This window comes from Conexibacter stalactiti (assembly GCF_033542075.1).
Taxonomy (GTDB): Bacteria; Actinomycetota; Thermoleophilia; order Solirubrobacterales; family Solirubrobacteraceae; genus Conexibacter; species Conexibacter stalactiti.
Genome location: NZ_JAWSTH010000006.1, coordinates 18,757 through 33,470, shown reverse-complemented (window position 1 = coordinate 33,470; position 14,714 = coordinate 18,757). Strand labels below are relative to the sequence as shown.

Genomic DNA, 14,714 nt, shown 5'->3' with positions numbered 1-14,714 from the left:
AATCGGCTCGCCGGCGCGCCGGCGAGCCGCATCCAAGTAGATGACGACGGGGCGGCGCCTGAAGGCGCCGCCCCGTTTGCGTTCCTGGCGCGGGTGGCCAGTGGTCGGCACTTCACGTATGCGCGCCATCGCCCGTGCGCTGCGGCACGCCGCGCGCGTGACGCCTGGCGCCCTGGAGCCCCACCGCCCTGCCAGCGGGCCGCCCACCCCGCTTGTCCCGCCAGCGGCCCCGCCCGTGCCGCCAGCGGCCCCGCCCGTGCCGCCAGCGGCCCCGCCCGTGCCGCCAGCGGCCCTGCTCAACCGCCAGCGGCCGGCCCCGGCCAGCGGCCCGCCCGCGCTCCCTCCGCCCGTAGCCTGCCTCCGCCTCCATTTGATGGGCCGGGCCCTGCTGAATGCCCGCTTAACGAAAACGGCCCCCGGACGCTGGGCGTCCGGGGGCCGGTGAGGCGGGTGTTCGTCGTGCCTACGGCTGCGCGAGCGCGACGTTGTTGCCGACGATGAGGGCGTTGTTGCCCGCGGCCGACGGCAGCTTCAGCTTCAGGTTGATGGCGCCGTTGATCAGCCCGAGGCCGATGCCGCAACCCGAGGCGCCGGGGATCGCGAACGAATTGTCGACGTTGAGGTTGTCGGACAGGATCACGCTCGTCGGCGTCGGCGTGCTCAGTCTGCCGAGGTGGCCCGAGATCGGTCTGTTCGGAGCCGGCGGAGCGGTGGTCCCGGTGATCAGGTTGACCCACACGGGGCTTCTGTTGGAGCCGATCTGGCAGCCCGGGCCGATGATCGGGTTGGTCAGCGCGAGCTTGAGCGGCACCGACATGTCGAGCGTGAACGGGTTCAGTCTGATGTCAGACGGCGAGCCCGCCAGCTGCGCGGTTGCGGTCACCGAGTTGCCGGGCAGCCAGAAGTCGATGCCGAGGATGCCACCGGGGACCTGAACCGGCTTCGCTATGAAGCCATTGGTGCCTCTGGCAGGGCTGAAGACGATCTCCCCGGCCGTGTTCTGCCCGAGACCGCCGCGGATGCGGAGCGAGTCGCCGAGCGGCACCCCGAAGCCCTTGATGTCCATGCTGCCGCTCGTCGACTGGATGTCGATGCAGTAGAAGACGCCCGACGGGCAGCCGGCATAGTCCGGGAAAGCGGCACTTGCCTGGCCGCTGAGCGCGAGCAGCGCGGCCGAGGCCACGCCCGCGCTCACGGCAGCGATGCGATTACGGAGCTTCATCAACACATCTCCTCTTCTCGCGTGAACAAGCACGCGAAACCGTTGGCTGAAAGCGCAGCTCCGGTCCAAGGGCGGAAGCCCGCAGGCGTCCGGCGCCGAACCTCCTCCTGATGGTCCGAGCGCACGTATCTGCAGGGCAGCCTTGATTGCGGCTCCCTGTATCTCTCATCCCCTCGCCTGGATGCGACCGCGCCCAGGCGTCATCTGAAATGCGCAGACTACGACCGGGTCAGCGCACCTATCACTCTAGAAAGACACCGGCGTTCATGTCAAGGCACAGGTGGCGCGTGAGCGTCCGTGCGAAGCTTGAGCCCACGGGATAGAGTTGCGACGCCGTCGAGGGGGCGGTGGTCGCGGAAGAGGGGGAATTCAGATGAGACTGGGCGTGGCTTTCCAGGGCCCGACGGCAAACGCGTACTACCGAGCGATCTACCCGATGGCCCAGCTCGAGCGCCGTGGGCACACCGTCCACTGGCCGCACAGAACCGCGTATGACAAGGTGCTCGCCGGCGTGCCGCCATGGGACTTGTTGCATCTGCAGCAGTTCGTCGACGACGACAACATCGCGGTCGTCCGGCGCCTGCGTCGTGCTGGCGTTGCCGTCGTCTGGGACACCGACGACGACCTGCTGTCGATCCCCAAGGGCACGCCGGGATACCGGAGACTCGGCGGCCGCCGGAAGCTGAAGCGCGTATTCGCGCAATCGGTCGAGATCGCGCGCGAGGCACACCTCCTGACGACGACCAACGAGCACCTCGCGGACCTGTACCGTGATGCGGGTGTCACGCACGTCGCGGTGATCGAGAACTATCTCGGCGTACTGCCGGCCGCGAGAACGCGTCAGCGCCGCCAGGGGGTGACGGTCGGAATCGTCGCGGCCCACGAGCACCGCGAAGACATCGCGGGCCTGCGCATCGCGGAGGCGTTGCGTCGGGTGCTCGATGCCGTCGATGACGTGACTGTGCTCGCGATCGGCGTCGATCTCGAGATCAGGCACGACCGCTACACCCATCGCGACGCGATCCCCTTCACCGACCTGCTCTCCACCCTGGAAGCCATCGACGTGGGTCTTGCCCCGTTGATCGACACGCCGTTCAACCGCGCGCGCTCGAACATCAAACTGAAGGAGTACGCCGCCGCCGGCGCGGCATGGCTTGCATCTCCGATCGGCCCGTACGCCGGTGCACGGGAGGCGCATGGTGGGCTGCTCGTCGACGACGGCGGGTGGGAGCAAGCGATCCTCACGCTCGTCAACGATCCACTCAAGCGGCGCGAGCTCGCTTCGGCCGGACGGACCTGGGCTCAGAGACAGACGATTCGCGAGGGCGTCGGCCCGTGGGAGGTCGCCTTTCGCGACGCGGTCGTGCGCGCGAGACGTGAGGCGGCGATGCGATGACCGCTAGAGCGCGCGCCGCTTCGCACGCTGGGCCGCGTCGCGGAACGCGCTGTCCCACAGATGCGCATGGTCCTCGATCGACTGGCCCTTCGCCCACTTCGCCGCGTTCTTTGCCAGCTTGCGCCGGCGGCGGACGTCGACGATCAGTCGATCGATGACGTCGTGCCAGGCATCGTCCGGGACAAGCTCGCCACCCTGCTTCTCGCCGAGCCCGAGGTACGGGCCGACCGGCGACGCGAGCCACGGCAGACCGGCGGCGGCGTATTCCTTCAGCTTGATGTTGGAGCGTGCCTGGTTCCACGGTATGTCCGCCAGCGGCGCGAGACCGATGTCGCCGGCGGACATGCCCTTCGCCAGCTCGAGGAAGTCGACCTGCCGGATGTGCTCGTAGCGGTCGCTCGGAAGTCCGAGTCCCAGCCCGATGCTGAGGACGCGCAGATCGGCATGAGCGTCTAGGAGCCGCACCAGCGTCTCCTTGAGGCGCAGCCGCTGATAGTCGACCTGGTGCTCCAGGCCAGCGAGCCAGACGAGCGTCACGCCGTCGTGCTTAGCGGGCTTGACGCGGCCGAACTCGGGCGGCAGGTAGTTCTCCAGCAGGCGCACGTCGTCGGCGCCGGCAGCGCGGTACTGCGCTGCGAGGAGTTCGCTCGGCGTCGTCACGACATCGGCGGCGGTCACGGTCCGTCTCAGCGCCGCCTGGATCCGCGCGCGGTTGGCCGGGCCGCCGAACTTGCGGTAGTTCGGGTTGGATCTCGGAACTGCGGTGAGGTCGTCGTCGTTGTCCCAGACGACTCCGATGCCGGCGTCGCGCAGCTGCGCCACAATCTGCAGCAGCTCAGGGTCGGTATAGCGGTGGATGTGCACGACGTCCGACTGCAGCAGCGTGGACGCGCGATAGCGCGGCTCGCCGAGGCGCGTGAACGTGATGTCGTGACCTCTGCGCGACAGCACCATCAACGGCTGATAGCCGCGGTAGTTGCTGTTGACGAGGTCGGCGTCGCTTACGAGCGTGATTCGCATCTCCGCCTAGCATGCCGATGGCGGGTTGCGCGAGCAACTGAGAAGCTCCAGAAGTCGGTCTTCCGACCGAGCAAGGCCCAAGTTCGGAATTGCGAAGATCGATGCTCGCAAATCAACTGGCATCGGACAGTGAGTTATGAGAGCATGCGCCATGGCAAGACAAGCTTCAGGTGTGCCCATGGCGCGATACCGACGGAACCTGTCGTGAAGATCGGGTACTCGGGCCGCGACGACACGGCCAACGGCCACTATCGAGTGATGGTGCCGATGGCGGAGATGCGGCGCCGCGGGCACAAGGTGATATCGACGCGGGACCAGCCGTTGGACAGCGCGCCCGACTGGGATGTCTTTCATGTCCACCAGTGGGTGAGTGAGGACGCATCGGCGCTGTGGGAGTTGCAGTCCCGCGGAGTGGGCGTGGTCTGGGACACCGACGACGATGTGCGCAACGCACCGATGTCGCGAGAACTGCGCCGCGTGCTCGGCGGCCGCCGAGCTGTACGCCGGTTCCACAGGCTCTCGCTCGAGATCGCCCGCTCGGTCGACCTGATGACGACGACCAACGAGCACCTCGCATCGCTCTACCGCGAACAGGGCGTTGAGCGAATCAAGGTGATGCCGAACCTCTTGTGGAGATCGTCGCTGCCGGGCAGACGTCGCAAACACGTCGGCGTCGTGATCGGCCTGGTCGCCGCCGGCGAGCACGTGCCAGATCTCGAAAAGCTGAAGATCGCGAAGGTCCTGCAGGCGATCCAACGCGCGCACGACCATGTCAGCGTCGTCATGCTTGGTTGCGACCTGAAGCTGCGCGAGCGCTACGTCCATGTGCCATGGGTGCCGTTCGACGACCTGCTCGGTCGCGTCCGCGACTTCGACATCGGCCTGGCGCCACTCGTCGACTCACCCTTCAGCCGAGCGCGGTCCGACATCAAGCTGAAGGAATACGCGGCAGCCGGTGTTCCCTGGCTCGCCTCTCCAGTGGGGCCATACGCGGGGCTTGGCGAAGCGCAGGGCGGCCTGCTCGTCGCCGACAGCGACTGGTTCGACGCGATCGACGCCTTGGTGCGCGATCCATACCGCCGCGCTGAGCTGGCCGGAAGAGCCCGGGCGTGGGCGAAGACGCAGACGGTGGCAGGGTTGGGGGGAGAGTGGGAGCGGGCTTTTCGTGAGGCAGCAGTCCACGCGCGGGGAGCGGCTCGTGACCCGGTCGGAGGCGGGACGTCGCGACGGCACATGCGGACATCGAGGAACGGTGCTTGACGGCTCGAGCGGAAACGCCTTCCACGGTTCGTCCGTCAGATCGTCCATCCCGGTCGGTAGAAACTCGCCTATGGGTTATCAGTTTCCGTCGGCGGACGCAGCGTGATGGCACGACGCAACAGCCTGTGGTGTCTCACGCATCGGAAGGTTGGAACATCTATCGATGCAACCATAGAACGAGCGAGGCCAGTTCGGCCCCGCTCGCAAACGTCAATCTTCAAGCGATCCTTCTAGCCCTCCCTATATTAGGGTGACTATTGGTTGTGTGCCGATGACGACCAGGTTGCCCGACAGTCTCGCATTCGTCGGACAGGCGCCGGATCCTGGTAGCGGAGTTACAGTGAGCGCCGAGGGTGACGAGACATTGGCATTCGTAATTCTCCCGCCAAGTGCATCGTTACGAATAAACACGGCTCGAATGCCGAATGCGTTGTATAGGCACTGCGGGCCAGCAGCGTAGCTGATTAGGAATCCTCTCGTGTTATTCACGGCGTCGGTCGTTATGTTCGCTATTCTTGGTAGTGCAGTAGCAAACGAAGTGTATCCGAGAACGATGCCATTTAGGACTATGACATCTCTAATCGCGGCGCTGCAGCTATTGACTATCGTTCTGCCAACGCCGGTTAGTAGGATTGTACCTATTGGCGTTCCCGCGACCTTTGCGATCGAATTAGGCGTTAGGAGAGCGAGCGTAACGTTGCATGTCGTTGTAAGGCCGGACGCGGACAGTGTGAGAATTCCACTTGCCGAAGCACTTGTGGGCGAGATCGAGAGTCTCGTAGCGGTCGCCGAGCTGACCGCGGCACCGAGCGCGACGGTTGCCACGATACCGACGAGCAGGGCCTGGATCCATCTTGAGAACATTGAGTCTCCTCTGCATGGGAATATTCTGATGCGTGCGAGGTCACGCGCGTCCTGTACCTCCTAGGCATAGATTGCAAAGTGGTGCCCCCTGACACGCATCAACGACCTTAGAATCTATATTCCAGACTGTCAAGCGCGGATCGCGCGCCGGCGTCCCGTATGAACTAGTTAGGTATCGACAGTGCCTGAGTAGAGTTGGGACTAGCTGCGGCCGCATCGCGAGCGGAAAGCCGAGTAGGTCTCGATCGACTAGTATCTGTGGCTATCGACACTCTGGTTGCTTGACAGTCGATTGCTTCGCACGCTAGTCTCGGTCCGCTGGGGCCGTTGCGTGGGGCCCCTGCGCTATCAGGGCGCCCAGTGCGGCAACCGGGCCTGGGCGTCGGAGGAGTCTGTTAGTTCCGCTCGCGCGGAGAAAGGTGTGCATATGAGAAAGCGCGTCACTAGGACGGCCTGGGCCGCTGTCGTGGCAGCCGGCGTCGTCGCGGTAGGCTCGGCTCAGGCTGCCGCGGTCTTCCCAAACTTCTCCGGATGCCCGTCGGGCGGAGTGGACTTTCAGGGTTGTATTGACATTCAGTCCAGAAGTGGAAGCTTGACGATCAAGGGCTTCACAGTTCCGCTCGGTGAGTCGCTCGAGATTCGAGGAGGGCTCAGACAGGTGGGAACCGGAGCGGAGTTCTTGCCCGCGAGAGGTACTAACGGCTTCTTTGCGAGAGATATCCAGGTCCCAGGCGGGTTGCTCGGCATCAACTTCCCGCTGCCCGGAAATGCCGTCACTGCGAAGGCGCAGCTGGTGGGCCCTGCCAGCAACATCAGAGTTGACCTCTCGACGAATTCCGTCTCGGTGCCGGTCAAGCTGAAGCTGACCAATCCGCTGATCGGATCGGGCTGCCAGATCGCGTCGGACAGCAATCCCGTCAGACTGAACCTGATCACAGGCACTACGGCTCCTCCGGCGCCGAATACCCCGATCTCCGGCTCTTTCGGCACGCCCGCGTTCTTTGACACCTACCTGACGTTCACCGGCGCGAGAAACGTTGATAACTCGTTTGCCGTGTCGGGCGCAAACTCCTGCGGGTTCTTCCCGATCGGGATCCTGATCGACGGGCTTGTCAACGCGAAGCTGAGACTGCCGTCGGCAGCCGGTAACAACACGATGATTGTCGTCAACGACGTGGCAATCGGATCTCCTCCATCTTGAGGAAGGACTGACAGGCTTCGCGCGCGGAGCTGAGGGCGCGCGCGGTCTCGGTGGTTCGAAGCCGAGACCGCGCGCACGGTGCGGTAACTGGCTCGCGACGCCCCACGCTCCTCTATAGTGACTGATGGAGCTATAGAGGAGGAGAAGTGACCCGACATGGACTCCCGCCCTCGGTGCTGCGAGCGTGCCTCGCCGTCGCCGTCGGCGGGGCACTCTGGGCCGCCAACCCGGCGATGGCTGACCCGCCTGCGCGCCCATTTGAACTCGTGAGTCCTCCCGACAAGGGGGGGCAGCAGGTGACGTATCGTGCAGCAGTCGAGGTAGGGCTCGTGGCCGCCGCTCATAGTGGCGAGGTCGCGACCTTCGGAAGCTGGGGAAGCTTCGCGAGCGCGCCGAGCGGCCTGCCAAACTCCTACCGTGCACATCGCGGTGAGGATGGCTGGAGAACCGAGCCTGTCTCGCCGCTCCCTGTGACTTCGAGTCCCGACGCTCTCACTGGTTTCAAAGCGACGTGGACGGCGGCGTCGTCGGACCTTCGCGTGGGTGTGCTCGCAACCCGCGACGCTTTTGATCCATTCGACGTCAACGACGCTCAAGACGTGTATGTGACAGATGGTTACGGGACGCCGGAGCTGGTTGCTCGTGGCGATGGGGCCGAGCGACCGAGTGAGGCGACTGACTTCAGCGGGATATCCCGAGACGGTAGCGCGATACTCTTTAGATCCAGAAGTCACTTAGTTCCAGAAGACGCGGCTCGTATCGCGGGCGGCGACCTCTATCTTCGCCGAGAGGGCACGACGACTCTGCTCAATCAAATGGCAGGCGGCGGCGTGCTCGACGTGTGTGGCTCGCAGAGCGGAAGCCGCTCCGAACGCAACGCCATCTCGGCTGATGGTCTCACGGTATTCTTCGAGACTCCCAGCGACCTCTCGAGTGGGGACCCGGCTTGCACGAGCCCTAAGCAGGTGTACGCACGGAACGTCGTAACCGGCGCGACGGTGCACATCTCAAGATCTCAGCGCGGCGTACCCGATCCGAACGGCACGCAGTCCGCAACGTTTGAAGGTGCGTCAGAGGACGGGAGACTCGCCTTCTTTACCTCTGTAGAGCAGTTGACGGACGAGGCGACGGTCGGCGGGGGACTGTATCGCTATGACATGGAGACGGCGACGCTTACGTTCCTGCTCGACTCCGATTCAACAACGCCGGGAATCGCGAAGATCTCGGCCGATGGGACGCATATTTACTTTGCTTCGTATTACGAACTCGTTCCAGGAAGAGGGATGCTTGGCGGCTACAACCTCTACGTCCTGGTAGACGGAAGAATTAGATGGGTGGCAACCGACGAAACGGGATTTCAACTTGGAGCTTTGACGGCTGGCATCGAATCGACACGGCCAGCAGTGGTCACCCCGGACGGGCGCCATCTGATGTTCGCGACTGACGCGACACTCAGCGGCGTCCCGGGCAGCGGTGGAAGACAGGTCTACCTCTACGATGATTCCATTGCGACTCTGACGTGTCTCTCCTGCGATCCCGCGAGACAGCGACCAGCGGGATCGATGCATGGGGGGGACGCATCCTTCGGCGGTCGCGAGGGACAGGACGCCCCGATCACTGACGACGGTGAAACGGCTGTGTTCGACACGCTCGATCAGTTGGTCGCGGAAGATACCAATGCGACGCGTGACGTCTATGAGTTCAGAGACGGACGGCTGCGCCTGGTGAGTCCCGGTCGCTCAAACTCAACTGCTTCTTTGGTCGGCATGGCAGGCGACGGTCGGGATGTCTTCTTCACGACTTCTGAGAGCCTCGTGCCTTGGGATATCGACGGCGGCGACTTTGATCTCTACGATGCCCGTATCGGCGGCGGCTTTCCCGTTCCCACGGCGCCGCCGGTGCCAAGATGTGCGGGGGACTCCTGCCAGGGGCCGGCGTCGGTCCCACCCGCATCGGAGCAGCCAGCCTCAGAGTCGCTCCACTCGGAGTCAGGCGACGAGGCGTCTCCGGCGCCCACCCCGACTCACTCGTTGACGATCGTCCGTCCCTCTGACCACGTGCTGCGGGCGGCAGCCAGAAACGGTCGTCTTGCGGTGACGCTTCGTACAACCGGCGGAGGTTCACTTTCGGTTCGCGCGGTCGGGCGCTTGAGAGGCACCGAGAGAACGCTCGCGTCGGCCCGGCGCCGAATCTCGTCCACTAGAAGAGTCACAACGACGGTGACGCTCACGTTGTCGGCTGCCGCGAGGAGATCGCTCAACGCGAACGGACGGCTTGGCGTGAGAGTCGTCGCACAGATCTCGAACATCAAGAGAACGGCGAAGCTCACACTGAGGCTGGCTCAAAATGACCGTTGATCATCGATCCTCTGCCCGATCGCTGATGCTCAAGCGGAGCATCAGCGGACTCTGGGTCTCGACGCTGCTCACATTGGTGCTGATCGGCGTCGCGGTGCCCGGCGCGGGCGCCGCCGAGTTTGGGCTTGTTCCTGGAAGATTTACCGCCGACACGTTGCAGGCGGATGGCATTACGGCTGAGACTCAAGCTGGCGCGCACCCGTATCAGGCAACGACCACGTTCGAGGTGAGAGCGGACGATGGGCCTGATCCGGCGGTTTCCGGGTATGTGCGTGACTTGGATGTGACGCTGCCCCCGGGCTTCATAGGTAATCCTGAGGCGACGGCACGATGCTCGCGAGAGCAGTTTGGCAACCTTGTCGGTGAACGCGGCACCTGCCCGCCAGACAGTCAGGTGGGAGTTGCGTCGATAGACTACGCTGCCGACAGAGTCGTCTTCAGAGACATATTCGCACCCGTCTTCAACGTCGTCCCTAAGGAAGGCGATACGGCTGATTTCGCCATGCCGGTGCAAGGTGTTCCGGTCCACGTAATCGCAGGAGTCAACACCTCTGGCGACTACGGCCTGCGGGTGAAGATCGACCGTCTCTCGCAGGGCGTTCCACTGCTGCGGACGAGATTCACGTTGTGGGGAGTGCCGGCGGACCCGTCGCATGATGCTCAGCGCACGTGCGGCGGCAACATCGTCCCGTTTTTCCCGCCGTGTACTGCAAATGTTGATCGCAGACCGTTCCTGACCAACCCGACCGAGTGCAACGGGCCGTCCACTGCGACGATCGCTGTGGACTCGTGGGAGCAGCCGGGGGTGTGGAAGCGGGACTCCTATACCCCCGCAGCGAGAATTGAGGGCTGCGACCGCCTGAGATTCGAACCCAGAATCACGGTGAGAAGCGACTCGCGACGGGCCAGCGTCCCAGCCGGTTACGCGGTGGACATCGACATCCCGTACAACGACGACCCGGACGGGCTCGCAGTTCCGCCGCTGAAGGACGCATCGGTGACGATGCCGCGGGAGACGTGGATCTCGCCGTCGTCGGCGGACGGGCTGAAGAGTTGTACCGATGCGGAGATCGCGATCGGGACGGACAACGAACCGACTTGTCCGGAGGCGTCGAAGATCGCCACCGTGACGGTGAGAACGCCGTTGCTGGCCGAGCCGATGGAGGGCGAGGTCTTCCTCGGGGCCCAGTTGCCGCAGGAGACGTTCCGGCTGTTCATGGTGCTGCGCGGTCCTGGGCTGCTGATCAAGCTGCCCGGCGTCGTGCGGCCGGACAAGACGGAGCTTCCCAGCTCGCAAGGGGGAACGGTCACCACGACGTTCCTGAGAAATCCGCCGATTCCGTTCACCAACCTGCACTTCCAGTTCAAGGGCGGGCCGCGGGCACCGCTGTCGAATCCTTCGATCTGCGGCGTCACGAGGGCCACGGCGTCGATGACGGCGTGGGGCGTTGACACTCCCGTCAACGTCAGCAGCGAGTTCGTGATCGATCAGAACCCGGACGGCTCACCGTGCAGAGCGAAGGGCTTCGCGCCATCGCTCAGAGCAGGTCTCCTCAACCCCGTCGCTGGGACTGCGGGGACGTTCTCGCTCACGGTTGCGCGCGGCGACACGGATCAGTTCTTCCGTGACGTCTCGGTCGACCTGCCGGCCGGTCTCACCGGCGTGCTCGCCTCCGTCACCCCGTGTGACGATGCGCGCGCCAGCGCCGGCGGCTGCGGCGAGGAGTCGCGCATCGGCTCGGCGATCAACTCCGCCGGACCGGGCTCGAACCCGTTCTACCTTCCCGGGCGCGTGTATCTCACGGGTCCGTACAAGGGCGCGCCGCTCGGCCTCTCGATCGTCGTTCCGGCCGTCGCCGGCCCGTTCAACCTCGGCACGGTGGTGGTGCGGACGGCGGTCTTCGTCGATCGCAACAGCAGCGCGCTGAGGGTCGTCTCGGATCGCATTCCCTCGATCCTCGAGGGTGTGCCGCTGCAGATCCGCTCGATCAACGTGAAGGTCGACAAGCAGGGCTTCATGCTCAGCCCGACCAATTGCAGCGAGAAGTCGATCCGGGCGCAGATCGCGTCACTGGAGGGCGCGGTGGCCAACACCGCCACGCGCTTCCAGGTCGGCAACTGTGCGGCGCTCGACTTCAGACCGAAGATGGCCATAAAGGTCGGCGCCAGAGGCAAGCTGACCAGAGGGAAGCGGACGCCGCTCGACGTGACGCTGACGATGCCGAGAGGCAATGCCAACAACAGAGCCGTCGACGTGACGCTGCCGAAGACGCTCAACGCGCGACTCGACGTCGTCAACCGCAGAGTGGCGTGCTCGATCGAGCAGTTCCGCGCTGACAGATGCCCGATGGTGATCGGCACCGGCACGGCGGTGACGCCGTTGCTGCGCGATCCGCTCAGAGGGCCGGCGTACTTCGTCTACAACCCGGCCCGGAGACTCCCGGACCTGGTCGTGCGGCTCAAGGGGCAGATCAACATCGACCTCGTCGGCAAGGTCTCGATCACGAGAGACCTGAAGCTGCGGACGACGTTTGACGCGATCCCCGACCAGCCGATCTCGAAGTTCCGGCTCCAGCTGAACTCCGGGCCCAGAGACGGTGCGATCGGCACGACGAGAAACCTCTGCTTGGCAGCGACGAGAAGAGGCCTCACGGCCGCGCTCTCGTTCACCGCGCAGAACAACGAGAGAATCACGCAGAGCCCGAAGATCAGCGTGGCGGGGTGCGGCAGAGCGAGCACCAGAGCCACCAGAAGAACCGGCAGAGCGAGAAGAGCGAGAGGGAGAAGAAGCTCGAGCTCCAAGCGCTGACGCCGGCGACGGACCTACCAAGCAGCAACACGGGGCGGCACCGCGAGGTGCCGCCCCGTCTGCGTTCTGGCAGCGACATCTCCCTCCGCCGACCTCCGGCAGAACTATGTGTGTGTCGTATGAAGGTTCCGCCTGACTCTTGACAAACCACCTGTGCGCCAGGTTAGATCCCTCTCATGAGGAGAGAGCCCAGCGGATCGCTGGCGTCCTTGCGCGATCGCAATCGGCGACTCGTCGTCGACGAGCTGCGCCGTGCTGGCCTGGTCAGCCGCGCCGAGCTGGCGCGGCGCACGGGTCTGTCGCGCTCGACCGTCTCGACGCTCGTCGCTGACCTGCAAGCGCAGGGGCTCGTCGCGGAGCGAGAGGTCGACGGGGCCGGGCCTCAGGGCGGCCGCCCGCCGGTCCTGCTCAGCCTCGAGCGGGCCGCCGGCGTCGCGCTCGGGATCGACTTCGGCAAGCGCCACGTGCGCGTGATCGTCTCCGACCTCGCACACACCGTCCTCGCCGACCTCGAGCGGCCGATGGAGACCGAGCAGTCCGCCCAGGAAGGGTTCGACGCCGCCGCGCGGCTGTCGATGCAGGCGCTGAGAGAGGCGGGCGTCGAACAAACCGACATCATCGGCGCCGGCATGGGCGTCCCCGGGCCGATCGACGTCGCCAGCGGCGAGGTCGGCTCCTCGGCGATCCTGCCCGGCTGGGTCGGCGTCCGCCCCGAGCAGGACGTCTCGCGTCAGCTCGGCATACCGGTCAAGGCCGAGAACGACGCCAACCTCGGCGCGCTCGCCGAGCTGACCTGGGGCGCCGGCCGCGGCACCGCCGACTTCGTCTACATCAAGGTCTCCAGCGGCATCGGCGGCGGCCTGGTCCTCAACGGGCAGCTCTACACCGGCTCCGGCGGCATTGCCGGCGAGCTCGGCCACTCGATGGTCGACGAGCACGGTCCGGTCTGCCGCTGCGGCAACCGCGGCTGCCTCGAGACCGTCGCCTCGACCCGCCAGATCCTCGAGCTGCTGCGCCCCGCGCGCGGGTCGGACCTGACGATCGAAGAGGTCATCGCGCACGCGCGCGAGGGCGACCGCGCCTCCCGCCGCGTCATAGGCGACGCCGGACGGGCGATCGGCGTCGTCGTCGCACAAGTTTGCAACGTGCTGAATCCGGCCAAGGTGATCGTCGGCGGCGACCTCAGCGCAGCAGGGGATGTGCTGCTCGATCCCCTGCGCGACGAGGTGACCCGCCACGCCGTGCCGGCAGCAGGTGGCAACGTCGAGATCGTTCCCGGGGTCCTGGGGCGCCGCGCCGAGGTGCTCGGCGCGGCGGCCTTGGTGTTGCGGGACGTCGACGCATTCGCGCTTCACCCCCCGAGGGACGTACAGCAGCAAGCCGGGTAGATCCCAACCCAGGAGGAGCAGAACGCATGGACAAGAGGTACGCTCGCATCCTCGCTCTCGCCGCTTCGGCGGCCATCAGCGTGGGCACGCTCGCCGCATGCGGCAGCGATGACGACGACAGTGGTACGACCGCCAGCGGTGGCGCCGCGGCGACCACGACCACCGGGGGCGGCGGAGGCAGCTCCGCCACCAGCGGCAAGATCGCGCTGCTGCTGCCGGAGAACCAGACGGCTCGCTATGAATCGCAGGATCGTCCTCTCTTCGAGGCGAAGGTCAGAGAGCTTTGCCCCGACTGCGAGGTCATCTACTCCAACGCGGAGCAGGACGCCTCCCAGCAGCAGCAGCAGGCTGACGCCGCGATCACCAATGGCGCCAGAGTGCTCGTGCTCGACCCGGTCGACGGCAGAGCCGCGGCCGCGATCGCCACGCGCGCCAAGCAGTCCGACATCGGCGTGATCGCCTACGACCGCGCGATCGAGAACGCCGAGATCGATTACTACATCTCGTTCGACAACGCGAGAGTCGGTGAGCTGCAGGCGACGGCGCTCGTCGAGAAGCTCAGAGAAGACGGAAGAAGCGGCGACATCGTGATGATCAACGGCGCGCCGACCGACCCGAACGCCGCGCTCTTCAAGAGAGGCGCGCACAGCGTCTTCGACACGGCGGAGGGCATCAGAGTCGGCAAGGAGTACGACACGCCGGACTGGACGCCCGCCAGAGCGCAGACGGAGATGGAGCAGGCGATCACCGCGCTCGGCAGAGACGGCTTCGTCGGCGTCTACGCCGCCAACGACGGCACCGCCGGCGGCGCGATCGCCGCGATGAGAAGCAACGGCATCGACCCCTCGACGCGCCCGGTCACCGGCCAGGACGCCGAGCTCGCCGGCATCCAGCGGATCGTCGCCGGCGACCAGTACATGACGATCTACAAGGCGATCAAGCCGGAGGCCGAGAACGCCGCCCAGCTCGCCGTCGACCTGCTCGGTGGCAACACCGACAGCAACCTCGTCAACCAGACGGTCAACAACGGCACCACGGACGTGCCGTCGGTGATCCTCGACCCGGTCTCCGTGACCGCGGACAACATCAGAGACACGGTCGTCAGAGACGGCTTCTGGACCGTTGACCAGATCTGCACCTCGGCCTACGCCGACGCCTGCAGAAGACTCGGACTCAACTAGGCACGGGAGAGACGCA

The 14,714-nt window shown here is 65.4% G+C and carries 10 protein-coding genes; 7 read left to right on the top strand and 3 right to left on the bottom strand.

The window, feature by feature from the left end:
• Positions 1–463: 463 nt before the first annotated feature.
• Positions 464–1,222, bottom strand: coding sequence for a hypothetical protein (locus R7226_RS04150; RefSeq protein ID WP_318595775.1), 759 nt, complete (start codon positions 1,220–1,222; stop codon positions 464–466).
• A 373-nt stretch (positions 1,223–1,595) separates the two neighbouring features.
• Between R7226_RS04150 and R7226_RS04145 the strand changes: the two genes are divergently transcribed.
• A complete protein-coding gene (locus R7226_RS04145) occupies positions 1,596–2,618 on the top strand; it encodes a glycosyltransferase family protein (protein WP_318595774.1) in 1,023 nt (340 codons plus the stop codon).
• Between the two features lie 3 nt (positions 2,619–2,621).
• Here the strand turns inward: R7226_RS04145 and R7226_RS04140 are convergent, their stop codons facing one another.
• Complete coding sequence (locus R7226_RS04140) at positions 2,622–3,638, bottom strand: glycosyltransferase (protein ID WP_318595773.1); 1,017 nt, start codon at positions 3,636–3,638, stop codon at positions 2,622–2,624.
• A gap of 204 nt (positions 3,639–3,842) precedes the next feature.
• Here R7226_RS04140 and R7226_RS04135 point away from each other — a divergent pair, with 204 nt between their 5' ends.
• The 3 genes from R7226_RS04135 to R7226_RS04125 all read left to right on the top strand — a co-directional run bounded on the left by R7226_RS04135 (position 3,843) and on the right by R7226_RS04125 (position 9,320).
• The gene (locus R7226_RS04135; RefSeq protein ID WP_318595772.1) at positions 3,843–4,898 is read left to right on the top strand and encodes a glycosyltransferase family protein; all 1,056 of its coding nucleotides are present in this window, start codon (positions 3,843–3,845) and stop codon (positions 4,896–4,898) included.
• 1,456 nt (positions 4,899–6,354) lie between these two features.
• Complete coding sequence (locus R7226_RS04130; RefSeq protein ID WP_318595771.1) at positions 6,355–6,963, top strand: hypothetical protein; 609 nt, start codon at positions 6,355–6,357, stop codon at positions 6,961–6,963.
• A 296-nt stretch (positions 6,964–7,259) separates the two neighbouring features.
• Positions 7,260–9,320, top strand: a complete 2,061-nt coding sequence (locus R7226_RS04125; RefSeq protein ID WP_318595770.1) for a TolB-like translocation protein — start codon at positions 7,260–7,262, stop codon at positions 9,318–9,320.
• Here R7226_RS04125 and R7226_RS04120 read toward each other — a convergent pair.
• Positions 9,289–9,849, bottom strand: a complete 561-nt coding sequence (locus tag R7226_RS04120; protein ID WP_318595769.1) for a hypothetical protein — start codon at positions 9,847–9,849, stop codon at positions 9,289–9,291. The genes R7226_RS04125 and R7226_RS04120 overlap by 32 nt on opposite strands.
• A 399-nt stretch (positions 9,850–10,248) precedes the next feature.
• Here R7226_RS04120 and R7226_RS04115 point away from each other — a divergent pair, with 399 nt between their 5' ends.
• The 3 genes from R7226_RS04115 (at position 10,249) to R7226_RS04105 (ending at position 14,698) form a co-directional block, all read left to right on the top strand.
• Positions 10,249–12,129 carry a hypothetical protein gene (locus tag R7226_RS04115; RefSeq protein ID WP_318595768.1) on the top strand — a complete coding sequence of 627 codons (1,881 nt, stop codon included), beginning with the start codon at positions 10,249–10,251 and terminating at the stop codon, positions 12,127–12,129.
• Between the two features lie 209 nt (positions 12,130–12,338).
• Positions 12,339–13,517, top strand: coding sequence for an ROK family transcriptional regulator (locus R7226_RS04110; protein ID WP_318595767.1), 1,179 nt, complete (start codon positions 12,339–12,341; stop codon positions 13,515–13,517).
• Between the two features lie 26 nt (positions 13,518–13,543).
• Positions 13,544–14,698: an ABC transporter substrate-binding protein gene (locus R7226_RS04105; protein ID WP_318595766.1), complete on the top strand. Its 1,155-nt coding sequence runs from the start codon at positions 13,544–13,546 to the stop codon at positions 14,696–14,698.
• Positions 14,699–14,714 lie beyond the last annotated feature (16 nt).

Excerpts from the sequence above, each read along its gene's own strand:
- R7226_RS04105 (WP_318595766.1), top strand. The coding sequence starts at position 13,544 with ATGGACAAGAGGTACGCTCGCATCCTCGCTCTCGCCGCTTCGGCGGCC.
- R7226_RS04140 (WP_318595773.1), bottom strand. The coding sequence starts at position 3,638 with ATGCGAATCACGCTCGTAAGCGACGCCGACCTCGTCAACAGCAACTAC.
- R7226_RS04145 (WP_318595774.1), top strand. The coding sequence starts at position 1,596 with ATGAGACTGGGCGTGGCTTTCCAGGGCCCGACGGCAAACGCGTACTAC.
- R7226_RS04150 (WP_318595775.1), bottom strand. The coding sequence starts at position 1,222 with ATGAAGCTCCGTAATCGCATCGCTGCCGTGAGCGCGGGCGTGGCCTCG.